The following is a 24594-nucleotide window of genomic DNA, read 5'->3' on the forward strand; positions in this document are numbered from 1 at the left end:
TCGCGAGCAACCCGCTCGGGCGATCGATCAAGCACGGCCACCTGTACGGGAGCCGGCGGGAGTTCCGCATGCATGCCCACCGCGATCAAATGGCACGTCGGGCAATCTTCCTCGTGCTGATCATCGTCTTGACGTTCCCGTTGGGTGCAGTCGCGTTCAGAGTGAACGTCGCTGGTGCAGCCAGCATGTTGAGCCGCATGGAGAGTACTGACCCCGCCGCTGGATGTAAGCACGGTCACCGCGAACAACGCGGAAACCACGAGTAGATACCGGAATGTGCGGGACACACGCACTGCCCAAACATAGCACCACCGCGCCAGTTCGGGCAACCCAAAGAATGGCTACGCCCCAAGGTGTGCGGGGATGGTTCGGTGGCAACGTTGGATATGGGAATACAGGTCGCAATTTTCACGCCGGGATTATCGAAAATTGGAAACTTGAGCACCCACGAGGGTTGGCTAGCGTATCCCTGTCAACACCGTCTCCTAACACCCCTGCATGCGGCCCGACGCGGGCGCAAACCGACCATGACCCACGCCAAAATCTCCCGTGCGTGCCGCGCAGTACTTGCTGCGACGGCCCTACTTGCCGTCACCGCCCCGATGTCGATGCCGGCCAGCGCACAGGAAGCGCCCGCCGACGCAACGACCGAGGGCGAACTGGAACTGACCGCCGCCGAAGTGCAGGCCCTGATGGCCGCCCGCCGCGGCGCGACCACTTCGTCAAGCAGCGGCTACACAGCCTTCGAAAAGGTCATCGAAGGCCTCAAGCTCGTCGAAGCGCCCGAAGGCACGCGCGGTTTGTTCAAGCTCTACCGCCCCGCCGGCAACGACGCGAAAAGCCCGTCCAAGCTCATCGCCGCCATCCCACCGTCGCTGTTCGGCAAGGACCTACTGCTTGCCGCGAGCGTCTCGGCAGGACCGTTGGCCGGGTACCAGTGGAACGACTACCTCGTCCGTTTCGAACGGCGTGGCCGCAACGTCGTGCTCGTCGTTCCTGACCTCTCGCAGGTCTCCGACGACAAGCGCAAGCCCGTCGCCGAGTCGGTCGAGCGCACCTACACGCCACGCATCCTCGCGAGCATGCCGATCCAGAGCGTGACCGGCTCGGGCGAGTTGGCCGTCGATCTTTCGGCCCTGACCGGCGCGATCCCCGTCCCCGGCGCGACCGGCCCGCTCCGCAAGGACCTCTCGCGCTACACGACGGTCAAGGTCTTCCCCGAGAACGTGCTCATCACCGCCGAACTCGCCTACGGCCGCGGTGCCGGCGCGACGACCACCGGCATGAGCTACGCCTTCCGCCAGCTCCCGAACCTCAACACCCGCGACCGCTACCGCCCACGTCTCGCCGATGAACGCGTCGGCTACTTCCTGACCGTCAAGCAGGACTGGTCCAGCGGCTACGACGACCGCGACCTCACCGATCGCTACATCAACCGCTGGCGTCTCGAGAAGCTCGACCCGAGCCTCGAGATGAGCCCGCCCAAGGAACCGATCGTCTTCTACATCGAGAACACCGTCCCGGTGCAGTGGCGCCGGTACGTCCGTGACGGCGTAGAGGAGTGGAACAAGGCGTTCGAGAAGGTCGGCATCGTCGGCGCGATCGAAGTCCGCCAGCAAACCGACACCGCCTACGCCGACATCGACCCCGAGGACGCCCGGTACAACTTCATCCGCTGGATCGTGACCGGCCGTGCCTTCGCGATGGGACCGAGTCGGGTTGACCCGCGGACCGGGCAGATTCTCGACGCCGACATCATCTTCGACGATTCGATGCTCCGCTACTTCAGCGAAGACCTCGACCTGCTCGGCCCCAAGACGATGCTCGCGGACATGGGCCCGGAGTTCCTCACGTTCCTCGACGAGAACCCGGCCTTCATGCCCCAGGGCGTGACCGAGGCGGATGTCCACGCCGCGATGCGTTCGACCAACCTCAAATGGCAAACGACGGCCGGCAGCAACTTCGCCACCAACGTCGACCCCAACGCGCAGCGTGAAGCGCTGAACCAAGTTCACGACATGCTCGGCACCAGCGGTTGCGATCACGGCTGTTCACATCCCGTCGTCGCCAGCCGCAACCACGCCGACCACGCCGGCTGCAACTATGCCACCGGCGTCCGCCAGCAGCTTGCGATGACCCACTGGCTGAACCTGTCGAGCCGATTCGCGGCCGTCACGCCGCCGATGCCCAAGGGCGCCCCGACGACCAAGCCCGGTGCCGCGACCGCCAAGGACTCCGGCGATGCCGGTGATGGTGGCGCGATCGTCAGCGACCCGGTCGCCGAGGTCGAGGAAGAAGTGACCCAGGCCAGCGCGTCCGCCGAGACGACGATGGAAGAAGTCACCCAAGAAAAGGCCGAAGCCAAGACGGCCGAAGTTGTCAAGCGTGAGAAGGTCAAGCTGCCCGAGAAGTTCTTGGGCTTGGTGCTCAAGGATGTCGTCGCCCACGAGGTCGGTCACACCATCGGCCTGCGGCACAACTTCAAGGCCTCGGCCTGGCTAAGCCTCGACGAGATCAAGGAGCGCCGCGGCGACGCCGACAAGCCACTGGTCGCGTCCGTCATGGACTACAACCCGATGGTCTTCTTCGCCGGCGATGATCCGAGCGACCTGGAAACCTTCTCGACGTCCGTGATCGGCCCCTACGACTACTGGGCCGTCGAGTACGGTTACACCATCGCCAACCCGCGTCAGGAGAAGCAGGTCACCGCGCAGATCGCCGCCAAGAGTGGCAAGCGTGAGCTGGCCTACGCGACCGACGAGGACACGACCGGCCTCGCCAGCCCCGACCCGTTCGTCAACCGCTACGACCTCGGCGACGACCCGATCGCCTTCGCCAAGGCCCGTGCCGAGTTGGCCGACTACCTCATGGAGGACCTGCGTGAGTGGGCCCTCGAAAAGAATTCGACCAACGACGAGCTGCGTGACGTGTTCCGCTCGCTGTTCTTCGAGAAGATCCGCAACGCCAACTTCGTCGCCCGCATGGTGGGTGGCCAGAAGTTCAGCCGCACCCGCTTCGGCGAGACCCTCGACGGCGGCGACGAGCCGGGCCTGACGCTGATCGACCCCGATGCCCAGCGCGAGGCGATCGCTTACCTCGACGAGACGCTGTTCAACGACGAGTTCTTCGCGGTCGAGACCGAGCTGTGGAACGACCTGGTACCGAGCCGACAGCCGACCGTCGGCAGCTGGGCCGGCAGCCGGATCGACTTCCCGGTCCACCAGACGATCCTCAACGCCCAGAACCGCGCACTGTCGACGCTCGTCAACCCGACGATCCTGCAGCGGGTCTACGACGCGGAACTCAAAACGACCGAGGACGACAAGTTCACCGCGGCCGAGTTGATCACTTCCGTGACCGAGGCGGTCTGGGGCGAGATCGGCAGCGAAGAACTGTCGAGCATCGACCGCAACCTCCAGAGCCAGCACCTGGACTACCTCACGGCCATGGCCATGAGCGAGCCGGGCCGGCTGATGGCGGCCGACCTCCGCAACATGGTCCGCTACCAACTCCGCATGCTCGCCAAGGACATGGATGAGGCCATCGCTGAAGGCGACCTCGACATGGCCACCGCTGCGCACTACGCCGAGAGCAAGTCCACTATCGAACGTGCCCTCGAGGCCCCGATGGTCGACGTCGCCGGCGGCGGTCAGACCATCATCATGATGGGCCGCGAAGCGTCGAAGTAATCACGCCAACTCCCTAAACAAGGGGCGGGGAGCCCGGTCGGTTCACCGCCTTTTTGCGTGGACGGGCATTACGTGTCGGCGGGCAAGCTCGCGCATGTTCTGAACCACCCCACCGTTGGTCCCCTAAACTAACGCATCGTCTCCGGCACCGAACATCCCAGCGTCCAACCCGAACCCGCCATACGTCCACGCCGACGCTCCGGCGAACGGTTCGACGAGTACCGCAGGAAGGCTCACGAACGCTCGAAGGACAAGGACGCTTCGAAAGACGCCGACGGGAAAAAAGGTGCCCCGCCGCCCGGCGATGCGATGCACCGGGACCGGTCCAAGGAACGCACCCGACCGTTCCCCACGCTCTTCCGCCACTTCATCGGATTTCTCCGCGGCCAGCGGCTTCGGCTCGGACTGGCGCTCGTCGTTCTCGCGGTCACGACCCTGCTCAACCTCGCACCGCTTGCCGCGCCCAAGCCGATCCTCGACGTGGTCATCGGCGATGCGCCGATCCCGCCGGCGTTTCTCCGCTGGGCACCGTGGCTCGAATTCATGAGCAAGGAGAACCTGCTCTTACTCATCGCGCTCGGCTCGGCGGCAGCGGCACTGTTCGCGGTACTGTTGCAGACCGTCGGCCGATGGACCGCGACCAAGGTCGCCACGCGCACCAAGATCACCGTCCGGCGCAAGCTCTACGACCACGTCGTGCAACTCCCACTGCACCGCGTCTACGCCATCAAGTCCGGGGGCATCTCCTCGATCCTCCGCGATGACGCCAACGGTGTCGGTGATCTGGTTTTCCAGATGATCTACAACCCGTTCCAAGCGATCGTCCAACTCTCGGCAACGCTGGTGGTGCTGTTGCTCGTCGACTGGCGGCTGTTGATCGGGGCGGTCGCACTGCTGCCGATGGTGTGGGTGAGCAACCGCATGTGGGTGACGCGCATCCGCCCGCACTGGCGCGACATCCGCAAAACCCGCCAAGGCATCGACGCGCGGACCACCGAAACCTTCGGCGGCATGCGGGTCGTCCGGGCGTTCGGCCGACGCCGCTCGGAAACCGCCGGCTACACCACCGACTCCAACTTCATGGCCCGCCAGGAGCTGCACAACTGGTGGTGGATGCGGTCCATCGAAGCGATGTGGTCCATCCTCATCCCGATGGCCACGTCGCTACTGCTGTACTTCGGCGGCTGGCTAGTGCTCGATGGTCAGCTCTCGGTCGGCGACCTCGTGCTCTTCATCGCATTCCTCGCCGCGATGCTCGGACCGATCGCGACGCTCGCCAACTCCGCCACCGGCTTCCAGACCTCACTCGCGGGGCTGGATCGGACGCTCGACCTTCTGGGCGAAGACGCCGAGTTCCACGACACACCCAGCACGAAGTGCCTGCAACGCGAGAATGTTGCCGGGCATGTCGTGATTGACGACTTGCACTTCCGCTACCCCGCCGACTTCGGCGAGGATGCGAACAAGGAGGTGCTCAAGGGCATCAACCTCGACATCGCCGCCGGCGAGACCGTTGCCTTCGTCGGCCCGTCGGGCGCGGGCAAGACCACGCTCTGCAACCTGATTGCGCGGTTCTACGACCCGACCGGCGGATGCATCACGCTTGATGGCCATGACCTGCGCGAGATCAACGTCGAGAGCTTCCGCAACCTGCTTGCGATCGTCGAACAGGACACTTTCCTCTTCGACGGCACCATCGCCGAGAACATCGCCTATGCCAACCGTGACGCCACCCTCGAGCAGATCCAGGAAGCCGCCCGCCAAGCCAACGCCGACAGGTTCATCGAGGAACTGCCCTACGGCTACCGCACCTACGTCGGTGAACGTGGCGTCAAACTTTCCGGCGGTCAACGTCAGCGACTCACCATCGCTCGTGCCATCCTCGCCGATCCGAAACTACTCATCCTTGACGAAGCCACGAGCAACCTCGACACGCAAAGCGAACGCCTCATTCAGCAATCGCTCACCAAGCTCATGGAGGGCCGCACCAGCTTCGTCATCGCCCACCGCCTGAGCACCATCCGCGACGCCGACCGCATCGTCGTGATCGACAACGGCGAGATCATCGAGCAAGGCTGCCACGACGAGCTCATGCAACGATCCGGCCACTACCAGAAAATGGTCACACTCCAAACCGCCCCGGCGGTCGAGTTGACGCAGAAACGCTGACCGTCGGCAATCAGTCCGCGATATCGACCGGCACGTCGAGGAGTTCGCCGTCGACAAGCACTTGGACCTTGCGCACCGAAATGACCCGGTTGTTGGTCGGGAAGTGGATCGCGTCCTGATCGTACAACGCGCGGAACGGAATCTTCACGATCGTCGGCTTGTTCGGAAACTCTGGCAGGAACACAACGAACCGCTCGTTGACCCAAACCTCGACGTCCGCCATCGGCTCTTCGGTGAGGTTGAGAAGGTGGAGGTGGTCAAACGTGTAGTCTGCCTCACCGCGGATGAGGTTCGTCTTGGCCGCAGGGACGTCCGCCGGGTAGGTCCGCTTGGCGGCGTCGGCGGCGAACTGGGCCGGCTTGCGGTTGAGCGAATCGAGGCGGTTCGGCGTGACGGTGGTCCAACCGCCTTGGCAACCGGCCAAAGCGAACACGAGCACGGCGAGTGTCAGGCGAGCGAGCATGCCGGCACGATAGCGGAAGGAAACCGCCGTGGATAGGCACCACCTACGCTCTGCCATGATGCCAGACGAAGCCGCGCTCAAACTGCAAACGCCGCATCTCACCGACGCGGGACGTGCGGTGTTGATGATCAATCCGGCTCGGGCATATCGAACGCTCGTACCGAGTGAGTCGGGCTCGGCCGAAGCACGGGCGGCGCTCGAACCGCTCGACGCTTACAAGCTCACGCCGACGTTCCCGGCCGCCCCCGAAGCAGCCAACGCGGCGCTCGCCGGGCTTTGGCTTTGGCACGACTTCCTCCACGAGTCGCACCAAATCAGCCAGTCGATCGACAACCCGACCGGCTCGTTTTGGCACATGATCATGCACCGCCGCGAGGGCGACTTTTCCAACGCGAAGTACTGGGTTCGCCAGACCGGTCGGCACCCGCTGTTCCCGTCGATCGCGGCCAAGGCCGACGACCTGGTTCGGCCGATGCTCGCGGACAAACGCTTCCTCCGGCTCACCGCCAACGGCTGGGACGCGTCGGCGTTTGTCGATCTGGTCGAGTCGGTGGCGGACACGCCCGACGACCCGGCCCACCGCGTCACCGTCGGCCTGCAACAACTCGAGTGGCGCGTGCTCTTCGACGAATGCATGGGGCAGGCCGTTGGCTGAACAAACCGGCCCGAGCGATGCGCATCGTTACGACTTGTCCTGTGGGTCCGCGGCGGGAACGTCCTCGGACTTGCCGGCCCCCGCATCACCGTTCTTACTTGAGGCCGGGTCACCGTTGCTGCCGGCCTTGGCGAAGAACCGCTTGCTGGTTTTGCGGATGCCTTCGAGGTCGCCGATGATGGTGAGGCGGTCCTGGTCGCGGAGGACGGTCTTGCCGCGAGGAACAAAGACGTTGTCCTTGCGTCGGACCATGGCCACCAGCGTGCCCTCGGGCAGGTTCGCATTCATGAGCGGCTGGTTGATCAGGTCGCCGGCGGGCGTTCCGGGCTCGAGGTGGATCGCGAGGAACTGCTCCTCGCGTAGCAGGACTTCCTTGATCTCCAACACATCCTTGGCCTTGAGCCAACGCTCGAGGAAGGTCTCATCCTCGATCTTCGCGGCGAGTTGCCCGAGGACTCGCAGGTGCTGGGCGGGCTTGTCATCGGGGCTCACGAGGAAGAAGGCAGCGTGGATCTGTCGGCCGTTGATCTGGATGCCCGTGCGACTTCGAGCCAGGACGAGCCTCGTCCGCTCGATCTCGGGCAATCGGAAGTGCGGGAGCATCGCACCGTGCTCGATGACCGCCGGCCCGCGATGGGCCGAGTCCTCGAACTCCTCGATGATCCTTTCGCGGCTGATCGGCAGCAGCGGCGCGAGCGCGTCGGCGGACTTCTCGATCCAAACATCGAGTTCGTCGTCGGGTTCGAGCTCGACCACCTTCGCCCGAGCCACGGTCGCGTCGAACGGGTCGGTGGCGCGGGCACCTTTCTCCTTGAGGATCTCGCGGAACTCGGTCTCGATATCGTCATAACGCCGCTGCCCGAGTCGCTCGAACCAGTGGTAGATGGCCCCGTCGCGCTCGACACGCTTCTGGGCGTAGTAGTAGTACCAGAGCGCCGACGCGATCACGACGCCGAGCGTGATGATGATCGCCGCCCCGCCGATCTGGTAGACGAGCCAGCCGCAGATGAGCGTGCCGAGGATTTGCGTCCACGGGTACAGCGGCGAGCGGAAGCCCGGGTCGTAGCCGGTGATGTGGCTCTCGCGCATCACGATGACCGCGAGGTTGATGAGCATGAACACCAGCAAGTTAAACACGCTCGCGGCCTTGGCCACGCCCTCAGCGTCAAGGACGATGATGAAGAAGATCATCGCCCCGCTTGTGACCAGGATCGCCGGCACCGGCGTCTTGAATCGGCCCAGCTTCTCGAACACCGGCGGGATCAGCCGGTCACGCGACATGGCAAACGGGTACCGGCTCGCGGCCATGATGCCGGCGTTGCCCGTCGACGCGAACGCCGCCAACGCCGCAAGCACAATCAGGATCAATCCGGCCGGGTACGGCAGCCAGTCAAAGAACGCGTCGGCCGCGGTCGCCACCGGTGTCAGGTCGCTACGCAACTCGTCGGGGTTGAGCACCGCGACCATGATGAACACGCCCAGCACGTAGACACTCGTCGCCGTGATGAGCGAGAGGATCATGCCCAAAGGCAGATTGCGATCGGGGCGTTTCACCTCCTCACTGACGCTCGCCACTTTCGTCAGACCCGCGTACGAGACAAAGACCAAGCCGATCGTGCTGAACATCCCGCCGAGCCCGTACTCCTGGTGGAAGAACGGTGTGTTTTGCTCACGCAACTGACCTTCGGGCAGTTCGAAGAAGACGTGCAGCAAGCCCTGCGCGACGAAAAATGCGAGTACGCCCAACAGCACGATGACGAGGATGCCCTGCAGCTTGGCCGACTCCTTGGCACCGAAAATGTTGAGCCCGGTGAAGACCACCGTGAGCGCCACGGCGAGCGCCTTAATGGCGATGAGCCGGTCGGCCTCATCACCTGGAATGAACTCCTTGATGTATGGCGTGATCGCGAGATACGCGCCCATGCCGAGCAGGGCGAAGCCGGACTTGAGCACAAGTGCCAGCCAGGTGCCGATGCCGCCGATCGTGCCGACCGCCGGCCCGAGCGCGCGGTCGAGGAAGTAATACGAACCGCCGGCCCTCGGCAACGCCGTGGAAAGTTCCGCGATGCTCAACAACGCCGGGATCATCAACAGGCCGGCGAGGAAGTACGACAGGTAGGTGCTGGGCCCGGAGTACGCGGTGGCCAGGCCGGGCAGCAGGAAGAAGCCGGCACTGAACATCGCGCCGGTGCTGATCGCATAGACATCCCACAAGCCAAGCGTCTTGGCCATCTTGGATTTCTTGGCCCCTGTCGTGTTGGCGTCGGGCGAGGCAGCTTCAGTCATGGCCGGCGACTATAGCGAAGCGTGGCACATTGCCATCGCCCAATCACGGCCGGTCACATTCGGACCAGATGAAACCACACCGACTCGAGTCCCGCAGTGTTCAACACGCTCTGCCCGTCATCAGCGGTGTCATCGGCAACAACGACGTCCATCGGCCGCCCGCTGCCGTCGAGCGGCACGAGCGCCCAACCGTCGCCGGGCAGCGTCAGCGTAACCGCCGTCGGTTCGACACGCATCGGCCCAGGCCCCATGCGAACGGTCGTCAGTTCCTCATCGACAAACTCCCAACCCGCCCCGTACGCGGTGGACACCACCGTCAACAGCAGCGAGTCGCTCCGATCGACCGGCGTGTCGTCGAGCGCGACAAGGGTGACGTTGGCGTAGGTGTCGTTACGTCCGCCGGCCCGATCCACGGTCAGGCCAACGTTACCCCAGTCGATCTCGGCACCGAGCGTGTGGCCGATCGCGAGTTTCGCCTGCGGGGTGTTGACGACCATGCGTTCGCGTCCGGGGATAGTGCGGTCGAGCCGGATCTCGCCGGTGTCGCTGACGATGATCTGCTCGCCGCCAGGAACGGGCGTGCCGTCGACGGTCGGTGCCCCGCTACCGGGCACGAGTTCGAGAAGGAGTTTCTGCCGAAAGCCTTGGTCGTGCCCGAAGCCTTGCGCTTGCCACATCGCGTCGAGCGGCGTCCAGCCGAGGTCGGCTTCGAGCATGTCTTGTTCGTGCACGGTCAGTGTGGCGGATGACTGCGCCTCGCGGACAAGCCCGTTGCGGTACAGCAGCGCCGCAGTCGGCATGAACGCGACTTGGTGCGTTACGCCCGACGTGTGGAACGGGTGGGCGCTGGCGGTCGGCTCGTAAGTGGTTTGAAAGTTGAGCCAGGCGTATTCGCCGATCGCGTCCCAGCCCTGATAGGCACTCATCACCGCGAGCATCGGGTAGATCTCCGCCGAGTAAGGCGACGGGGGATTCATGTCGAACTCGGTCAGAAACAACGGCCGGTCGGGTGCTTGCCATCGTGCGATGCCCGGCAGGTTTTCGAACGCCTCGCCGACGAACGACTTGTGCTCGACCCGCCAGGTGCGCACGCCGTCCGGCCCGGTCACGTCTTGCGGGTGGGTCGGGTAGCCATGCAGATCGTCGATGTCGGTGAGCGTACGTTCGCGGACCAGCCCGACACCGCCGCCGTAGTTGACCTGCGTATCGAGAAGCATCGCCTGTGCGCCCAGGTCTTCGCGCAGGAAGCGCACCATCTCTGCCGTGTATTCGAGTTCGAGCTCCATGCAGAAACGTCGGAAGTCGGCCAGTGCATTACCGTTGCCGCTCACGCCCGGCATCGGGATGTTCCGAGCTTCGAGCGATTCGCCCTCGCGCAGCCCGGGCAACGCCCCCGGAGCCAGCGATATCTCCGCGAGTTCGACCGTCATCGGCTGGTTCAAAAGGTCAAAACTCAATCGCACCGGCGTGCCGCTCGGGTTATCGATCCGCCAACTCAACTCGAACGTCTGCCACGCTCGCGTCAGTCGCAACGGGACCGACGACGACACGCTGTTCCACGGCGCCTGCTGGTGCATCAACCGGACCCTGGGATCGCCATCACCGGCAACACGACGCGCACGGAAACGCAGAACGTAGTCCTTACCGTGTTCGACGGGCAGGCTCGTCTGGTGCAACTGGTGAGACCACTCGTTCGCGCCCGGCTGAGTCGCGGCCCAGGTAAGCACGCCGTCCGCGACGTCGGCGGTCGCGACCGCTCCACCACCCGCCTCAAGATCCCAGCCGTCCATGCCGGCAACAAGATCACCGTTACGCAACACGTTCGCGCCCCGCGGCGTCAAGCCCGTGTTCCAAGCCATCCGCAGCGCTTCGGTGCCGTCGTACCGCCGGGCAATCCAATCGTTCCACCGCACCCGCAAAGGCTCGCCGACCTCCGCGGGCAATCCGCCGAGCATGGTCCACCAGCCGGCCATCAGCGAGTTTTCGTTGTTGATCTCGATCACCGCGACGGCGGGGTCGGCGATGAGCGCGAGGCCGGTGTACGGATTGACCGGCAGCAGCACCGACTCGGCAAACCGCTTCTGGTCCTCGATCAGCGCCGGGACGACACGGTCGATGCCTTTGGACATCGCGTTCGGCCAGGACTCGGGCGTGCCCGGGATGCGACGAGCGACGTGGAGGTTGATGTCGACGTAAATGCCGGCCCACTTGAGTTCGGCGACGAGCTTGTGAAGTTGGTCGAGCTTCCCGGGATCGGCGGTGGTGCCGTCCTTGGCGAGGATGCCTTCGGGTGCGAAAGTCCAGTCGTAGTAGTGCAGGCGAATGAAGTTGACGCCGAGTTGAGCCAGTCGATCGGCGATACGAGGCGCGAGTTCCTTGGGCGGCATCGCGTGCCAGTCGCAGATGTTGGTGCCGAAGAGCCGCACGACGTTGCCCGCGCCGTCAACGATCCGGCCCTGATCATCGGACCGAAGAAACCCGTTGCCGCCCGCCGGCTTGGTGTTCAGCACGGACAGGTCGATCGGCGTGCCGGTCGTACCCGCGTCCGCCAATGTCGGAATGACAAACTCGAACCAGTCTTCCTCGACCGGCGAGTGCTGGGCATAGACCGGCACCACGAGCAGCACGGCGACAACGAACAACTTGGAACGTAAGTGCATCATCGACCTACTCGTCGTCCGAAGGTTGGGTCGCGGGCGGTGCTACCTCATCGGGCATACCGGTCGGGTGCAACAACGGGTCGTCCCCGTACTCGACGTACCTCGCGTGCTCATCGCTCCCGATCGTCGCGGCAAGCGCCGCGGCGACCATCTCGGCGACATCCACATCAGTGTTGGTCAGCTCGTCGGTGAGCTCAAAGTATCGGCGGTTGGTTTCGAGCCGGCGGTCGGTGATGATCAACTCCAGCTCGGCATCGGCGATGGCGTTGAGCCGTTTGGTGGCATCGTCGACCGCCTCCTCCTCCGTCGCGCCGTAGCCGACGATCCGCCGACCCACCACCTTCTCACGGAGCACCCGGCCGATCGCGTCGTCGAAGATGTCGTAGTACGCCAGCGCGATGTCGTGATAGCCCCGCTCCAAAGCGATCTGGGGCTCCTTAGTTTCCGGGAGCACGTAGTAGTCGGTGTGCAGCCGAACCTCGGCGTGAAGGTGAGTCACGACAACGTACGCCTCGAACAACCCCGGCTCCTTCTCATAGTTCCACACCGTCTCATCCCACCACCACCATTCGTAGTTGAGCCGACAGATGGAGTTGGTCCCGACACGGTCGGCACCGGTGCGGACGTTCTCGGGCATCTCCGAGAGACGCATGCGTTGGAGCGTCCAGCTCGGCGGATGAACCACAAGTTCGATGCCGTCTTCGGTGTCGGGCTTCCCGGGCTCTTCCGGCGGCCAAGTCGCCTGCGGCGTCTCCGACGTCACCACCCGCTCCCCCGGAAACGCATCCGCATCGGGCTGCGGCGGCGGGACGAGACACAGCCCGACAACAACGATCGCGGTAGTCAGCATGCCGAGGAGCGTAACACACGTTCGCCCAGCATTCAGCGGTCAAGCCCCAGCGCAACCGAACGCCCGCGCTGCCGGGCAGCACGGGCGTTCGGGGGTCTTGGGTGTGGGTCGACGGAGGAACGTGGTCGGGCTTACTTGAGCTCGACTTCGGCGCCGGCTTCCTTGAGCTCTTCGGCGAGCTTGTCGGCGTCTTCCTTGGAAGCGGCTTCCTTGATGGTCTTGGGCGCGCCTTCGACCATCTCCTTGGCTTCCTTGAGGCCCAGGCCCGTCGCGGTGCGAACGACCTTGATGACGGCGATCTTGTTGCCGCCGGCGGCCTTGAGGACGACGTCGAACTCGGTCTTCTCTTCGGCGGCTTCGCCGCCACCATCGGCCGGGGCGGCCATCATCACGCCACCACCGGCGGCGGGCTCGATGCCGTGCTCCTGCTTGAGGTAGTCCGCGAGATCCACGGCCTGCTTGAGGGTCAGACCGACGATCTTCTCGCCGAGGTCCTTGATGTCTTGATCAAACTCTTTGGTGGCTTCTTCGGCCATGATTATTTTCCTTCGTCCGTGACGTGGACGGTGCGTGTCGAAGACTTCGCCGGAGAGCTTGTCGCACGGTGCGACGCTTTAACCCGTTCGGGACAGTCCAGGCGAGGAGTCAGTGAATCGTTTGGGGTTACTCGCCTTTGTCCTCGATGGTCTTGAGGATGCCGGCGACATTGCTACCCGGTGCGGCGATGGCGCCGACGAGGTTGCGGGCAGGGCTCAGCGCGGCGGTGACGACGTTCCCGATGGCTTCCTCGCGGGTCGGCAGCTTGCTGACCTGCGTCATGCCGGCGTCGCCCTCGAAGATCGCGCCGTCGAAGAAGACGCCGCGAAACTCGAGCGTGCCGATCTCTTTCTTGGCATCGACCAGGGCCCGGGCGACGGCCGAGATGGCGACGTTCGGATCGGTCGGGTAGACCAACGCCGACGGCCCGTCGAGGAGGGTGTCGAAGCCGTCGAGACTGGTTTCGCTGGCGGCCCGGCGGGCGAGAGTGTTCTTGACCACCCGCATCTTGACGCCGGCTTCGCTGAGCTTGCCGCGGAGCTTGTTGGTGTCGTTGGCGGGGATGCCGCGGGGGTTGACGACGGCGACCGAGTCGATGCCCGTGAACTCGTCGTGGTATTCGCTTTCGATGAGTGCTTTGATGCGCTTGCTCATGGTCTTGTCCTTTACGAAAACGAGTTACGAAACCTGGAGTTCCACGGCGGGGGTCATCGTCGCTTTCACGACGGCCTTCTTCATGTACACGCCCTTGCTGCTCTCGGGCTTGAGACGCTTGACTTCAGCGATCAAGGCCTCGGCGTTTTCGACGAGCTTGGGCGTATCGAAGCTGGCCTTGCCAATGAGCGTGTGAACGTTTCCGCCGGCGTCGGCACGGAACTCCTGCTTACCGGCGGCATATTCCTTGATCGCGGTGACCGGGTCAGCCGTGACGGTACCGGCCTTGGGGCTGGGCATCAGACCCTTGGGGCCAAGGACTTTACCGAGCTTGCCGACGTGCCGCATCATGCTCGGCTCGGCGACGGCGACGTCGAAGTCGGTGAAGTTCGCCTTCTCCATCTCGCCGACCATGTCCTCACCGCCGGCCATGATGGCACCAGCTTCGAGGGCGGCCTGCTTGTTGGACTCGTCGACGAACGCAACGACACGGTTGCTCTTGCCGATGCCGTGGGGCAGCGAGATGCTCGAACGCACCATCTGGTCCGCCTGCTTGACGTCGACGCCGAGGTTGAAGATCAGTTCCACACTCTGGTCGAACTTCGGGCCTTGGAAGCCCTTGACGAGTTCGATGGCCGCGGCGAGGGGAACGGGCTGATCCGGAACGTTGGCCCGGGCGGCCTTGGTACGTTTGCCCGGGCGGCGTTGGCTGCTCCGGGCCCGTTTCTTGGTTGTTGTTTCTTCAGACATGTCTTTCGCTCGTTGGGAGCTTCCACTGTTCTACGCCCGTGGTTTGGCGAACCCACGCCTGAAGGCGTGGGCTTTCATAGTTTGGTTACCCCTCCACGTCCACGCCCATGCTGCGGGCGGTGCCGGCGATTTGGAGGGCGGCCTTGTCGACATCGAAGGCGTTCATGTCGGCGAACTTCTCCTGGGCGATCGCACGGCAGTCGTCCATGGTGATCTTGCCGACCTTCTCGGTGTGGGGGACGCCGCTGCCCTTTTTGATCTTGGCCTTTTCCATGATCAATGTGCTGGCTGGGCTGGACTTGACCTCGAACTCAAACGAACGGTCCTTGAAGGTCGTGATCACGACGCCGACCATCTTGCCCTTGAGTTGGGCGGTGGCGGCGTTGAACTGCGTGATGAACTGGCCGGGGTTCACGCCGTACTGGCCGAGCGCGGGGCCGATCGGGGGCGCGGGGGTCGCGGTGCCGCCTGGGGCCATGATCTTGAACTGGTTGACGACTTCTTTCTTGGCCATCTGAGTATCGCTTTCTATTCCGAATCCAACACCGTGACGTCGACGCGTTTGCTATGGGGTCGGCGCGTGTCCCGAGTTTCTCCACCGCCGGCGAACAGACCGTTGACCTTCATCACCAGCCAGAACGCCACGCCCGCCGTGAGCAACAGCACCAGCAAGGCGAGCAGCCCGATCACGATCGCGAAGGCGAGCAACGCCAAGCCGGGCAACGCCGCGAGCGTGACGATGAACCTTCCCCAAGCGGGCAAACCCGTAACGCCGCCCCGAACATTCCGGTGCACGTCGCCGATGCGCGTGCCATAGACGTTGAAACGGGTCATGGGTGTCTCCCCACTGTCTCAAGCGGGTCGGCACGATAGGCGCGATCGCGGGCGACGGCGCGGGTGATCACGGAAGTTTTTGTAAAGAAGGCGTGCTTACAGCACGGATCACACCCGTTCGATCTGCCAGTACTCCAGCTCCAGCGGCGTCGGGCGGCCGAAGATCGTGGTGATGATGCGGACCACGCCCTTGTCGGGGACGATCTCGTCGACCTCGCCCTCGAAGTTCTCGAACGCACCATCGGTGACCTTGATGCGGTCGCCCTTCTTGTATTCGGTCTTGAGATTGGCCTGCTCCTCGGGCTTCTTCTCGGCGACTTCGAGCATCTTGTCGCGGTCGACCCGGCTCATCGGCTGGGGCTTGCCACTGGCCTGGATGAAGTCGCCCACGCCCTCGGTCTCCTTGACCATGAACCAGACGTCCTGAGGAATCATACCATTCTCGTCGGGCTCGAGCTCGATGAAGACGTAGCCGGGGTAGAGCTTCTGGTCGTATTCCTTGCGGACGCCGGCTTTCATCTTGCGAACACGCTCGGTGGGAACCAGAACGCGGCCGACTTTCTCTTCGACGCCCTCGATCTTGACCTTGCGGTCGATGGCATTCTTCACGCGGTCTTCTTTGTTGGACGCCACGCGGAGGACGTAGAACTTGAACCGGGGATTGACAGCCGAATCGGGTTGGGGCGTCGGTGCCGGCTGACGGGTCTCGGCGGCAGCGGGCTCGGTGGCAGCTTGATCGACCGGATCGATGGGATCGGCGAGCAAGGGGGAATCGTTGGCGTCTTGGTCGGACATAGTGAGGTGCCCTCTCGAGCTACTGCGTGACGGCCGGAGAATATCGGTGCTTAGTCGAACGTGAATGGCGGCGCCTCGAGGATGCCGATCCAGTGGAACAAGAAGCCGAAGAAGATATCAAAAAAGAACAGGATGATCGCGATGAAGAACATGAAGATCACCACGACCTGCGTGGAGCCGACCAGTTCCTTGCGGCTGGTCCAGTTCACCTTCTTCATCTCGCCATCGGTCTCGATGAGAAACTCGGCGTTCTTCGGGCGATTGATGAACCACCAAGTGACCAACGCCAACAAGGCAGCGACCGCCCCGAGGACACCATAGCGAACGGCGTTGTTGGTGCGGAAGTACTCGAAGCGGTTGAGTTCGAGATTGAGGAACCAGAACGAGAACAGGACGATGACCAAGGCGGCACCGAGCCCAGTACACAGGCGGGTCCAGTACCCACGGCCGGGCTTGTAGACGCGGAGCAGTCCGCCGCCGTCTTCGTTCTTCTTGATGGGTTCGGCAGAGGCCATGCTGTGGGTTCCAAGTCTCGGATTACCAGTCGGTTCAGCACGCCAGGAGGGAATCGAACCCCCAACCTACGGTTTTGGAGACCGTCGCTCTGCCAATTGAGCTACTGGCGTGGCGGGCAAGTCGTGCTTACTTGCGCTTGATCTTGTGCATCGTGTGCTTGCGAAGCTTGGGGCAGTACTTCTTGACCTCAAGCTTGGTCTGACTGTCCTGACCGACGACCTTGATGTTGGTGCGGTAGTTCAGCTCGCCGGTTTCCTTGCACTGCCACCAGACGTTTTCGCGATTGTCTTTAGCCATCTCGGGTTTCCTTTAAGGCCGGCGACGCGGGATCAACCACATCGCCGGGGGTTTGGGTGGGCCAACGATTACTCGATGACCTTGGTGACGACGCCGGAGCCGACGGTCTTGCCGCCTTCACGCACGGCGAAGCGGAGCTGCTCTTCCATGGCGATGGGCTTGCCGAGGGTGACGACCATCTTGATGTTGTCGCCGGGCATGACCATCTCGGCACCCACGAGCTCGGCCGAGCCGGTCACGTCGGTGGTGCGGAAGTAGAACTGCGGCTTGTAGCCGGTGAAGAACGGCGTGTGACGACCGCCTTCCTCTTTCTTCAGCACGTAAACCTCGCCCTCGAACTTGGTGTGGGGCGTGATCGAGCCGGGCTTGCACAACACTTGGCCACGCTGGAGCTCATCCTTTTCAACGCCACGGAGCAGGATGCCGGCGTTGTCACCGGAGATGCCCTCGTCCATGGTCTTGTTGAACTGCTCGATACCCGTGACGGTGGTCTTGCGGGTGTCGGCCAGACCGACGATCTCGATTTCCTCGCCCATCTTGACCGTACCACGCTCGATACGACCGGTGCCGACGGTACCGCGGCCCTTGATGGAGAAGACGTCTTCGATCGGCATCAGGAACGGCTTGTCCTGCTCACGCTCGGGCATCGGGATGTACTCGTCGAGGGTCTTGACGAGTTCATCGATCGAGGCACAGGCGGCGTCGTCCGAGGGGTTCTCGAACGCCGGCAGGGCCGAGCCCTTGACGACCGGGGCATCATCGCCGTCGAAGCCGTAGGTGCTCAGCAGCTCGCGGACTTCCATCTCGACGAGCTCGAGGAGCTCTTCGTCGTCGACGAGGTCGACCTTGTTCCGGAAGACGACGATCTTCGGCACGCCCACCGGCCGGGCGAGCAGGATGTGCTCACGGGTCTGGGGCATCGGACCATCGGCGGCCGAGACCACGAGGATGGCACCGTCCATCTGGGCAGCACCGGTGATCATGTTCTTGACGTAGTCGGCGTGGCCGGGGCAGTCGACGTGGGCGTAGTGCCGTTCGTCGGACTCGTACTCCACGTGGGCCGCCGCGATGGTGACGGTCTTGGTGGAGTCGCGGTCGATACCGCCCTTGGCGATGTCCTTGTAGGACTTGGCCGAGGTGCCGTACTTCGAGCCACTGCGGGCGCTGAGCGCCGCAGTCAGCGTGGTTTTACCGTGGTCGATGTGACCGATCGTGCCCACGTTGACGTGGGGTTTCGTGCGCTCAAATACGCCCTTTGCCATCGGATGATCCTTCTAAGAGTGGGATGAAGTTGCGAATCGTTAGTTAACGGACCGGCAAACCGGTCGCGCCGCCAACCCTCGTCGACGGCGAAGCGAACCATAGGACCGCGGCGACCATCGGCAACCGCGCCGAACGGTTTACGTCCGTGGCCAGCACCGAATCCCGACGCGCCCCCGCACCAACAAGCTTCCACTGGGATTTGAACCCAGGACCTCATCCTTACCAAGGATGCGCTCTACCACTGAGCTATGGAAGCGAACACGAGTTCGGACGTGGTTTGCACCCAATTCCACGACCTTCGCCGCTTGACAATTGCACACCCACGCCCGAGGGGTCGGGGATACTAAGCACGGGTCGCAACATGTCAATCGTCGCAGAAGACGGTTTGGTTCGTCGTTGAAGATGTGTTGCGAGGCCGCTACACCATCGACCATGCCGAGCGAATCGTCAGGTCCATCGCTGCGTGTCTGGGTCGGCCAGTTGTTCGATGCCGAGGGCGAGAAACGGCTCAAGGCCGGTCTCGACGGACACGAGCTACTCCGCCCCGACGGGGGCACCGAAAGCAACCTGACACTGGCCTCGCCGTGCGAAAAATGCCGGTCGGCGGACGTTGTGTTCGGCCAGCCGGTGGTCAGCGACCTGCTCGACAACGATCGGCTTCGATGGGCCGCGCTCTCCACGGCCGGCTACACCCGCTACGACAACGACGAAGTTCGCAACCATTTCACCGACCGGCGGATTCCACTAACCAACGCCAGCGGGGTGTACGACGAGCCGTGCGCCCAACACGTTCTGGCCCAAATCCTCGCCGGTCGGCGCGCACTGCCCGAATCCGCCGATGCCGCCGCCCGGCACAAGTGGGAGTACGACAAGGTCCGCGGCATCACCCACCTGCTGACCGGCACCGTCGCGATCTTCGGTTACGGCGCGATCGCGATCGGGCTCGTGCAACTTCTCGCACCGTTCAACGTCGAGATCGTCGGCGTCCGGCGCCGGGCACGGGGCGATGAAGCCATCCCGATCATCGAAACCGACGACGAGTCGGCCGTGAACGACCTGCTCGCCCGGGCGGACCATGTGGTCAACATCCTGCCGGCCCACCCGGGGACGACCCACTATTTCAACGCGGAGCGGCTCGGCTTGATCCGACCCTCGGCGTGCTACTACTCGATCGGCCGCGGCAGCACGACCGATCAGCAGGCGCTGATCGCGGCGTTGCAGGCGGGTCGGTTGCAGCAAGCTTGGCTCGATGTGACCGACCCGGAGCCGTTGCCGGCGTCAGACCCGCTGTGGGACGCACCGCGGTGCTACATCACGCCCCACGTCGCAGGCGGACTGCAACGCGAGGATTCGGTGCTCGTGGGGCACTTCCTGGCCAACTTCGAGCGCCTTCTGGCCGGGGAACCGCTGACCGATCGGATCGTCTGACCGGCGATCGGCACCCCCGGCAATCGCGGCATGTTGCGGAACGTGGGCGAAATGCCCCCGCCATTGGTGGATCGACCCCGGCAGATCGTCCGATAGACAACATGGAGACGATCCCGGTTTCCGGTGCGCTGTCGTTGCGCCGCGGGCCGGGCTGTTGGACCATGTCCGAGCACGCCGACGACATCCCGAACACGCCCGACGACCCGGCAGGCGATCCGCCGCGCCGGCGTGCGTCGGACCGGCAGGAACCGCCTACTCCGGACTACGCATCACCGGAGTTTGCCGCACCGAACATCGGCGATGAAGACGAGGGCGGCCTCGACGGGCTGCGAAGCCGGGCCATCAACTCCGGCATCTGGAGCTTCGCCGGCTACCTCACGCAACAAGGCCTGCGGTTCGGCGGCAATGTCGCCCTCTTCTGGATTTTCGCTCACAACCTCAGGGGCACCGACAACGACCCGGCCGCCATCTTCGGCATCATGGCCCTGGTCAATATCGCCGTTCAGGGTCTGCAGATGTTCTCCGACGTCGGCATCGGGCCGGCGATCATCCAGAACCCACGCGGCGACGACAAAGCCTTCCTCAACACCGCGTGGACCATCCAGGTCTTGCGCGGCATCGCGCTCTGGCTCATCGGTTGCGCGATCGCCTACCCGGCCGCCTGGATCTACGACACCCCGGAACTGATTTACCTCGTCCCCGTCGTCGCGATCAACGCCCTGTTTCGCGGCTTTGACCACACCGCGATCTTCCAGCTCAACCGCAAGCTCCAGCTCGGCAAGGTCGTTGCCCTCCAAACCCTCCAACAAATCATCAGCGTCATCCTGATGATCGTCTGGGCACAGTTCATCAGCTCCGACGTGTGGGCGCTGGCCGTTCCGGTGGTCGCGTCGACGCTGATCTACACCGTGCTGACGCACACATTCCTCGGCAAGGGCGACGGACGGAAACTGCAATGGGACCAATCCGCCGCGCAGGAACTTCTGAAGTTCGGCAAGTGGATCTTCGTGAGCACCACGCTCACTTTCCTTGCGTTGCAGACCGACCGGCTGGTCTTCGGCGCCCAAGTCAGCAAGGCCGAACTCGGCGTGTACACGATCGCACTCATGTTCGCGTCCCTGCCGGTGATGATCATCCAGAAACTCGGCGGCCAGGTGTTGTTCCCCGGCTACGCCCGACTTCAGCACGATCGGCCGCGATTCGATCAGGTGTACCACAAGGTTCACAAGGCCGTGCTGATGGCCGGCGCACTGACGGTCGCGGGCCTGTTCGCCGCGGGTCGACCGATGATCGAGCTGATCTACCCGCCCGAGGCCCACGAGGCCGGCTGGATGCTGCAACTGCTCGCCATCATGGCGTGGTTCCAGGTCATCGGCGAACCCATCCGCTCGGCCATCCTCGCATTGGGCAAACCGATGTGGCTCGCGGTCGCCAACGCCGGCAAGGTCATCTCGCTTTTCGCCGGCGTGCTCATGGGCTTCCAGGTCGGCAGCCAGATCGACTACATCACGCCGATTCAGGGCGCGATCCTCGGCGTCGTGCTCTCGGAGTTGGTCCGCTACGCACTCATGGCCATCGCAGCCCACCTCGAAAACCTTCCCGGGCTCTGGCTCGACGCGTGGTTCACGGTGCTTCTCATGATCACCGCCATCGGCTCGGCATTGGCGGCATTTCACATCGAACGATCCACCGGCAGCGCGTTGCTCGCGATGGCCGTCGCGATCGTGCTGGTCGTCGCCACCTGGGCACCACTCGCGGCCCGTAGCGTCCAGAAAGCCCGAAAACGGGAATGAAAACGCCAGATTGGATCGGATAAACGAAAAGGGCCGACGAACACGCGATGGCGTTCATCGGCCCATTTTCATGGCCACACGTGCGGAACGTTGGTTAGAGACCGCCGCCGGCACCACGACCGCCGCCCTGCATCTGCATGAATGTCTGCATGCCTTGGGCGACCAGCGCCTGGAGCGTGTCGCTCGGCAGGAAGCCATCGATGATCAACGCGCTGTCATCGCTGGACACCGCGACACCCAGCGGAGCCAGATCGGGCGGCATGTTGACCTGCACGGGCATGCCGAACTGCTGGGCCGTGTCGCCGACCGTACGGACCAACTCGTCGAGCCGGAAGTACATCACCGCGACACGCTCGTCGGGGAGTTGGTCACTGACGCCGGCAACGCCGGGCGCGTCAACCAGCGGATCGCCGCCGGCCTTGACCGCGTTGATGAACGTCTCGGCATCCGCGTCGGACAGGCCGCTGAACTGAATCATGCTGCCATCGGCGACGCCGAAGTACTGAACCATGCCGTCGGGGCCGAAGATCATGGTCTCCGGGCCACCGGGGGTCGGGGCCTGCGTGATGCTGTCGAGCTGGACACCCGCGATGGTTTTGGCGTTTTGCTTGTAGGTGATCTCGGGCATCTGTGCGTTGCCGCCGGCGATCACGCCGATTTGCTGCATGAGATCCTGACCGATCGACTGCATCTTGGTCGTGGCAGCCATGATCTTCTCGCCGTCGCCGTAGCTGATCGAGACGTACTGAACCAACGGATCGACGCCGAGATCGCCCTGCGGGACGATCACGCCGAACGAGCTGCCCTCGGTCGCGGCGACGATGTCAACCAGGCCGCTGTAGTAGTCGAGGCCGATCTTGGTCCACTCGTCCTGCTCGACGCCCTCGGTCGCTTCGACGATCGGCCCGAAGATGTCTTCCATCACCTCGAGACCGACCTCCGGGTCACCGATGCCGCCGCCGAACATGAAATAGTTCATCTCCGGCAGGCCCGCGAGCAATGAGGCGTCACTGCCACCCATGCTGCCCACGGTGTCACCGATGTAGGAATCTTCCTCGAAGTCGGCGATGACCTGGAAGTTGATGCCGGTCTCGCCGAAGGACACGCCGAGCGTCGTCGCATTGGTTTCACTCAGGAAAGTCTCGGCAAGCGTGAAGAACTGGTTGATCGCGGCCTCGGCGATCGGCTCGTACTTGGCCTCGTCGCTGTCGCGCAGCTCGTCCTGCATCTCCTGCATGATCTCGGCCTTGCCTTCCTCAAGCTCGGGCAGAACCAGTTCGCCGATCTTGCTGAAGTTGGCGTAGAGGATGGCGTCTTGGCCGTTGAAGGCCTCGCCGGAGAGCCCGCCCGACTCGAAGCCGCCGAACTCGACGTCTTCCAGAACGCCTTCCGCGCCGGTGAGTGCCGCGTAATCGTCGTTGACCTTCATGACCCAAAGCCGACCGCCCTGCTCGGGGCGAACCTCGGCGATGCCATCGACCTCGTCGGAACCGAAGTTACCGAGGAATGCCGCGTAGTCCGTGACGGGCATGAGGATGAACGCGCTGTCTTCCGGTGAGCGGTCGAACGGCAGCACCACGAAGGCCGCATCGCCCTCGCCGTCGAGGCCATCGTTCACACCCATTTGCTGCTGCATCGCACCAAGAGGGTCTTCAAGCTGCGGGTCGAAACCGGTGATGCCCAAATCTTGGAAAAGTTTGCCGAGCTTGGCACTGGTTTCGGTCAGGTCGTTGAAACGGACGACCATGACGGCGTCCTCGGGGATGTGCTCCTCGATCTCGGCCAAAGCCGGTGCCGTGATAAACGCGGCAGTCACGCCGGCGGCAAGAGTGAGCAGAGACTTTTTCGGTGTCAGGGTCAATGACATTGGTGACTCCTTCGGGGTCGTTGTGTGGGGTTGATATTCAGTTGACGGGAGCGGCGACCGAGGTGGTCGGCGGAACCGGAACAGGTCGCTCGCCGGGCGGGAATCCTCCCGGAATGCGATCCTATTGCCAGTGAGGTATACGTCACAAGCGGGAAAGTTTCGGTTACAGAATGTCTCGCAGTTTGGAGCGGCCACCCTTGCGCCACGGGGCGAAACTTCCCGAGACGACATGACACGATATTTACTTGCGGCAGCTACGACCGTGCTACCATGTCCGCAGATGCGAGCGGAGTTCGACGCACGGGTCGAACGCTCGCAACACTTCGGGGCCTGCAACGGGTTCTCGGAGTCGACCCAGGACTGACCGCGGCTCGGACGCCGCAGATCGGATTGACCTTCGGACAACTCGCCGTCACCCCGGCATCACAGCTTGTCCGGACCTTTCGTTTTTGGATTTCGCCTTTCGCTTCCCCTTCGACCCCCCTTTTGATCTAGGTGCCTTGCAGGTGCACTCCGGTCTGGTTGACCGGCCTTTTGCCCAAAGCGCTTCCGTGCTCAGCCCCGGAGCGTGTCGGCAACTTCAGTGCTGCGGCGATCGAGGAAACAGTTTGGCTCAAACCCGGACCCACGTGGTCCATTCAGGAGCTCAGAATGAGCAAGCGCCTTTACGTAGGAAACATTCCCTTCACCACGACCGAAGAAGGCCTGCGTGCCATCTTCGAAGAGTTCGGCGAAGTCGAAGACCTCGCCATGATGTACGACCGTGAGACCGGTCGCCCGCGCGGCTTCGCGTTCGTCACCATGCCCGACGACGCGGCCAACAAAGCCACCGAAGAGCTTGACGGTGCCGACTTCGAAGGTCGCCCGCTCAAGGTCAACGAAGCCAAGCCCCGCGAAGATCGCGGCGGTGGTGGCGGCTACCGCGGTGGCGGTGGCGGCGGCCGTGGCGGTTACGGCGGTGGCGGCGGCGGTGGTGGCTACGGCGGCGGTGGCGGCGGTGGCCGTCGCGGCGGCGGTGGCGGTGGCGGCGGCCGCGGCGGTCGCGGCGGCGGCGACCGCTGGTAAGCCTCTCGCTTCAACCTTCAAAC

General features: G+C 63.8%; 20 protein-coding genes and 2 tRNA genes. 6 read left to right on the top strand and 16 right to left on the bottom strand.

All coding sequences use genetic code 11. The annotated features are described in order from the left end of the window. Positions 1 to 527 precede the first annotated feature (527 nt). The gene (locus tag AAGD32_10910) at positions 528 to 3689 is read left to right on the top strand and encodes a zinc-dependent metalloprotease (protein MEM8874753.1); all 3162 of its coding nucleotides are present in this window, start codon (positions 528 to 530) and stop codon (positions 3687 to 3689) included. Positions 3690 to 3998: 309 nt separating this feature from the next. Then, positions 3999 to 5858 (top strand): ABC transporter ATP-binding protein, encoded by a 1860-nt coding sequence (locus AAGD32_10915; protein ID MEM8874754.1) that lies wholly within the window; start codon positions 3999 to 4001, stop codon positions 5856 to 5858. A gap of 10 nt (positions 5859 to 5868) precedes the next feature. On the opposite strand, the gene AAGD32_10920 is transcribed toward AAGD32_10915, so the two are convergent. Beyond that, a complete protein-coding gene (locus tag AAGD32_10920; GenBank protein MEM8874755.1) occupies positions 5869 to 6321 on the bottom strand; it encodes a hypothetical protein in 453 nt (150 codons plus the stop codon). A 55-nt stretch (positions 6322 to 6376) separates the two neighbouring features. Here AAGD32_10920 and AAGD32_10925 point away from each other — a divergent pair, with 55 nt between their 5' ends. Next, entirely contained in the window at positions 6377 to 6976 is a 600-nt protein-coding gene (locus AAGD32_10925) for a hypothetical protein (protein ID MEM8874756.1), read from the top strand. Between the two features lie 27 nt (positions 6977 to 7003). On the opposite strand, the gene AAGD32_10930 is transcribed toward AAGD32_10925, so the two are convergent. From AAGD32_10930 to AAGD32_10995, 14 genes are all read right to left on the bottom strand, one after another. Beyond that, positions 7004 to 9262, bottom strand: a complete 2259-nt coding sequence (locus AAGD32_10930) for an amino acid permease (protein MEM8874757.1) — start codon at positions 9260 to 9262, stop codon at positions 7004 to 7006. 53 nt (positions 9263 to 9315) lie between these two features. After that, on the bottom strand, positions 9316 to 11904 hold the full coding sequence (locus AAGD32_10935) for a carbohydrate binding domain-containing protein (protein ID MEM8874758.1): 2589 nt from the start codon (positions 11902 to 11904) through the stop codon (positions 9316 to 9318). A 25-nt stretch (positions 11905 to 11929) separates the two neighbouring features. Then, a complete protein-coding gene (locus tag AAGD32_10940) occupies positions 11930 to 12772 on the bottom strand; it encodes a hypothetical protein (GenBank protein ID MEM8874759.1) in 843 nt (280 codons plus the stop codon). A gap of 131 nt (positions 12773 to 12903) precedes the next feature. Continuing rightward, complete coding sequence (gene rplL / locus AAGD32_10945; GenBank protein MEM8874760.1) at positions 12904 to 13308, bottom strand: 50S ribosomal protein L7/L12; 405 nt, start codon at positions 13306 to 13308, stop codon at positions 12904 to 12906. A 127-nt stretch (positions 13309 to 13435) separates the two neighbouring features. Beyond that, positions 13436 to 13963 (bottom strand): 50S ribosomal protein L10, encoded by a 528-nt coding sequence (rplJ, locus tag AAGD32_10950; protein ID MEM8874761.1) that lies wholly within the window; start codon positions 13961 to 13963, stop codon positions 13436 to 13438. 24 nt (positions 13964 to 13987) lie between these two features. After that, the gene (rplA, locus tag AAGD32_10955; protein ID MEM8874762.1) at positions 13988 to 14713 is read right to left on the bottom strand and encodes a 50S ribosomal protein L1; all 726 of its coding nucleotides are present in this window, start codon (positions 14711 to 14713) and stop codon (positions 13988 to 13990) included. 85 nt (positions 14714 to 14798) lie between these two features. Then, positions 14799 to 15227, bottom strand: coding sequence for a 50S ribosomal protein L11 (rplK, locus tag AAGD32_10960; protein ID MEM8874763.1), 429 nt, complete (start codon positions 15225 to 15227; stop codon positions 14799 to 14801). A gap of 14 nt (positions 15228 to 15241) precedes the next feature. Beyond that, positions 15242 to 15547, bottom strand: coding sequence for a hypothetical protein (locus tag AAGD32_10965; protein MEM8874764.1), 306 nt, complete (start codon positions 15545 to 15547; stop codon positions 15242 to 15244). 108 nt (positions 15548 to 15655) lie between these two features. Further along, positions 15656 to 16342 (bottom strand): transcription termination/antitermination protein NusG, encoded by a 687-nt coding sequence (nusG, locus tag AAGD32_10970; protein ID MEM8874765.1) that lies wholly within the window; start codon positions 16340 to 16342, stop codon positions 15656 to 15658. A 50-nt stretch (positions 16343 to 16392) separates the two neighbouring features. Beyond that, positions 16393 to 16857 (bottom strand): preprotein translocase subunit SecE, encoded by a 465-nt coding sequence (secE, locus tag AAGD32_10975; protein MEM8874766.1) that lies wholly within the window; start codon positions 16855 to 16857, stop codon positions 16393 to 16395. Positions 16858 to 16895: 38 nt separating this feature from the next. Continuing rightward, positions 16896 to 16968 (bottom strand) — tRNA-Trp (locus tag AAGD32_10980). A 16-nt stretch (positions 16969 to 16984) separates the two neighbouring features. Next, a complete protein-coding gene (rpmG, locus tag AAGD32_10985; protein MEM8874767.1) occupies positions 16985 to 17155 on the bottom strand; it encodes a 50S ribosomal protein L33 in 171 nt (56 codons plus the stop codon). 68 nt (positions 17156 to 17223) lie between these two features. Continuing rightward, on the bottom strand, positions 17224 to 18417 hold the full coding sequence (gene tuf / locus AAGD32_10990) for an elongation factor Tu (protein MEM8874768.1): 1194 nt from the start codon (positions 18415 to 18417) through the stop codon (positions 17224 to 17226). A gap of 185 nt (positions 18418 to 18602) precedes the next feature. Beyond that, positions 18603 to 18674 (bottom strand) — tRNA-Thr (locus tag AAGD32_10995). Positions 18675 to 18850: 176 nt separating this feature from the next. Between AAGD32_10995 and AAGD32_11000 the strand changes: the two genes are divergently transcribed. Beyond that, positions 18851 to 19846 carry a D-2-hydroxyacid dehydrogenase gene (locus tag AAGD32_11000; protein ID MEM8874769.1) on the top strand — a complete coding sequence of 332 codons (996 nt, stop codon included), beginning with the start codon at positions 18851 to 18853 and terminating at the stop codon, positions 19844 to 19846. A 101-nt stretch (positions 19847 to 19947) separates the two neighbouring features. Beyond that, a complete protein-coding gene (locus AAGD32_11005) occupies positions 19948 to 21639 on the top strand; it encodes an oligosaccharide flippase family protein (GenBank protein ID MEM8874770.1) in 1692 nt (563 codons plus the stop codon). A gap of 94 nt (positions 21640 to 21733) precedes the next feature. Here the strand turns inward: AAGD32_11005 and AAGD32_11010 are convergent, their stop codons facing one another. Continuing rightward, positions 21734 to 23506, bottom strand: a complete 1773-nt coding sequence (locus AAGD32_11010) for a hypothetical protein (GenBank protein ID MEM8874771.1) — start codon at positions 23504 to 23506, stop codon at positions 21734 to 21736. Between the two features lie 651 nt (positions 23507 to 24157). Between AAGD32_11010 and AAGD32_11015 the strand changes: the two genes are divergently transcribed. Beyond that, the gene (locus AAGD32_11015; protein MEM8874772.1) at positions 24158 to 24571 is read left to right on the top strand and encodes an RNA-binding protein; all 414 of its coding nucleotides are present in this window, start codon (positions 24158 to 24160) and stop codon (positions 24569 to 24571) included. The last annotated feature ends 23 nt before the right edge of the window (positions 24572 to 24594 follow it).

This window comes from Planctomycetota bacterium, from assembly GCA_039182125.1.
In the GTDB taxonomy this organism is placed as follows: Bacteria; Planctomycetota; Phycisphaerae; order Tepidisphaerales; family Tepidisphaeraceae; genus JBCDCH01.

Excerpts from the sequence above, each read along its gene's own strand:
- AAGD32_10910 (MEM8874753.1), top strand. The coding sequence starts at position 528 with ATGACCCACGCCAAAATCTCCCGTGCGTGCCGCGCAGTACTTGCTGCG.
- AAGD32_10915 (MEM8874754.1), top strand. The coding sequence starts at position 3,999 with ATGCACCGGGACCGGTCCAAGGAACGCACCCGACCGTTCCCCACGCTC.
- AAGD32_10920 (MEM8874755.1), bottom strand. The coding sequence starts at position 6,321 with ATGCTCGCTCGCCTGACACTCGCCGTGCTCGTGTTCGCTTTGGCCGGT.
- AAGD32_10925 (MEM8874756.1), top strand. The coding sequence starts at position 6,377 with ATGATGCCAGACGAAGCCGCGCTCAAACTGCAAACGCCGCATCTCACC.
- AAGD32_10930 (MEM8874757.1), bottom strand. The coding sequence starts at position 9,262 with ATGACTGAAGCTGCCTCGCCCGACGCCAACACGACAGGGGCCAAGAAA.
- AAGD32_10940 (MEM8874759.1), bottom strand. The coding sequence starts at position 12,772 with ATGCTGACTACCGCGATCGTTGTTGTCGGGCTGTGTCTCGTCCCGCCG.
- rplL (MEM8874760.1), bottom strand. The coding sequence starts at position 13,308 with ATGGCCGAAGAAGCCACCAAAGAGTTTGATCAAGACATCAAGGACCTC.
- rplJ (MEM8874761.1), bottom strand. The coding sequence starts at position 13,963 with ATGAGCAAGCGCATCAAAGCACTCATCGAAAGCGAATACCACGACGAG.
- rplA (MEM8874762.1), bottom strand. The coding sequence starts at position 14,713 with ATGTCTGAAGAAACAACAACCAAGAAACGGGCCCGGAGCAGCCAACGC.
- rplK (MEM8874763.1), bottom strand. The coding sequence starts at position 15,227 with ATGGCCAAGAAAGAAGTCGTCAACCAGTTCAAGATCATGGCCCCAGGC.
- AAGD32_10965 (MEM8874764.1), bottom strand. The coding sequence starts at position 15,547 with ATGACCCGTTTCAACGTCTATGGCACGCGCATCGGCGACGTGCACCGG.
- nusG (MEM8874765.1), bottom strand. The coding sequence starts at position 16,342 with ATGTCCGACCAAGACGCCAACGATTCCCCCTTGCTCGCCGATCCCATC.
- secE (MEM8874766.1), bottom strand. The coding sequence starts at position 16,857 with ATGGCCTCTGCCGAACCCATCAAGAAGAACGAAGACGGCGGCGGACTG.
- rpmG (MEM8874767.1), bottom strand. The coding sequence starts at position 17,155 with ATGGCTAAAGACAATCGCGAAAACGTCTGGTGGCAGTGCAAGGAAACC.
- tuf (MEM8874768.1), bottom strand. The coding sequence starts at position 18,417 with ATGGCAAAGGGCGTATTTGAGCGCACGAAACCCCACGTCAACGTGGGC.
- AAGD32_11000 (MEM8874769.1), top strand. The coding sequence starts at position 18,851 with ATGCCGAGCGAATCGTCAGGTCCATCGCTGCGTGTCTGGGTCGGCCAG.
- AAGD32_11005 (MEM8874770.1), top strand. The coding sequence starts at position 19,948 with ATGGAGACGATCCCGGTTTCCGGTGCGCTGTCGTTGCGCCGCGGGCCG.
- AAGD32_11010 (MEM8874771.1), bottom strand. The coding sequence starts at position 23,506 with ATGTCATTGACCCTGACACCGAAAAAGTCTCTGCTCACTCTTGCCGCC.
- AAGD32_11015 (MEM8874772.1), top strand. The coding sequence starts at position 24,158 with ATGAGCAAGCGCCTTTACGTAGGAAACATTCCCTTCACCACGACCGAA.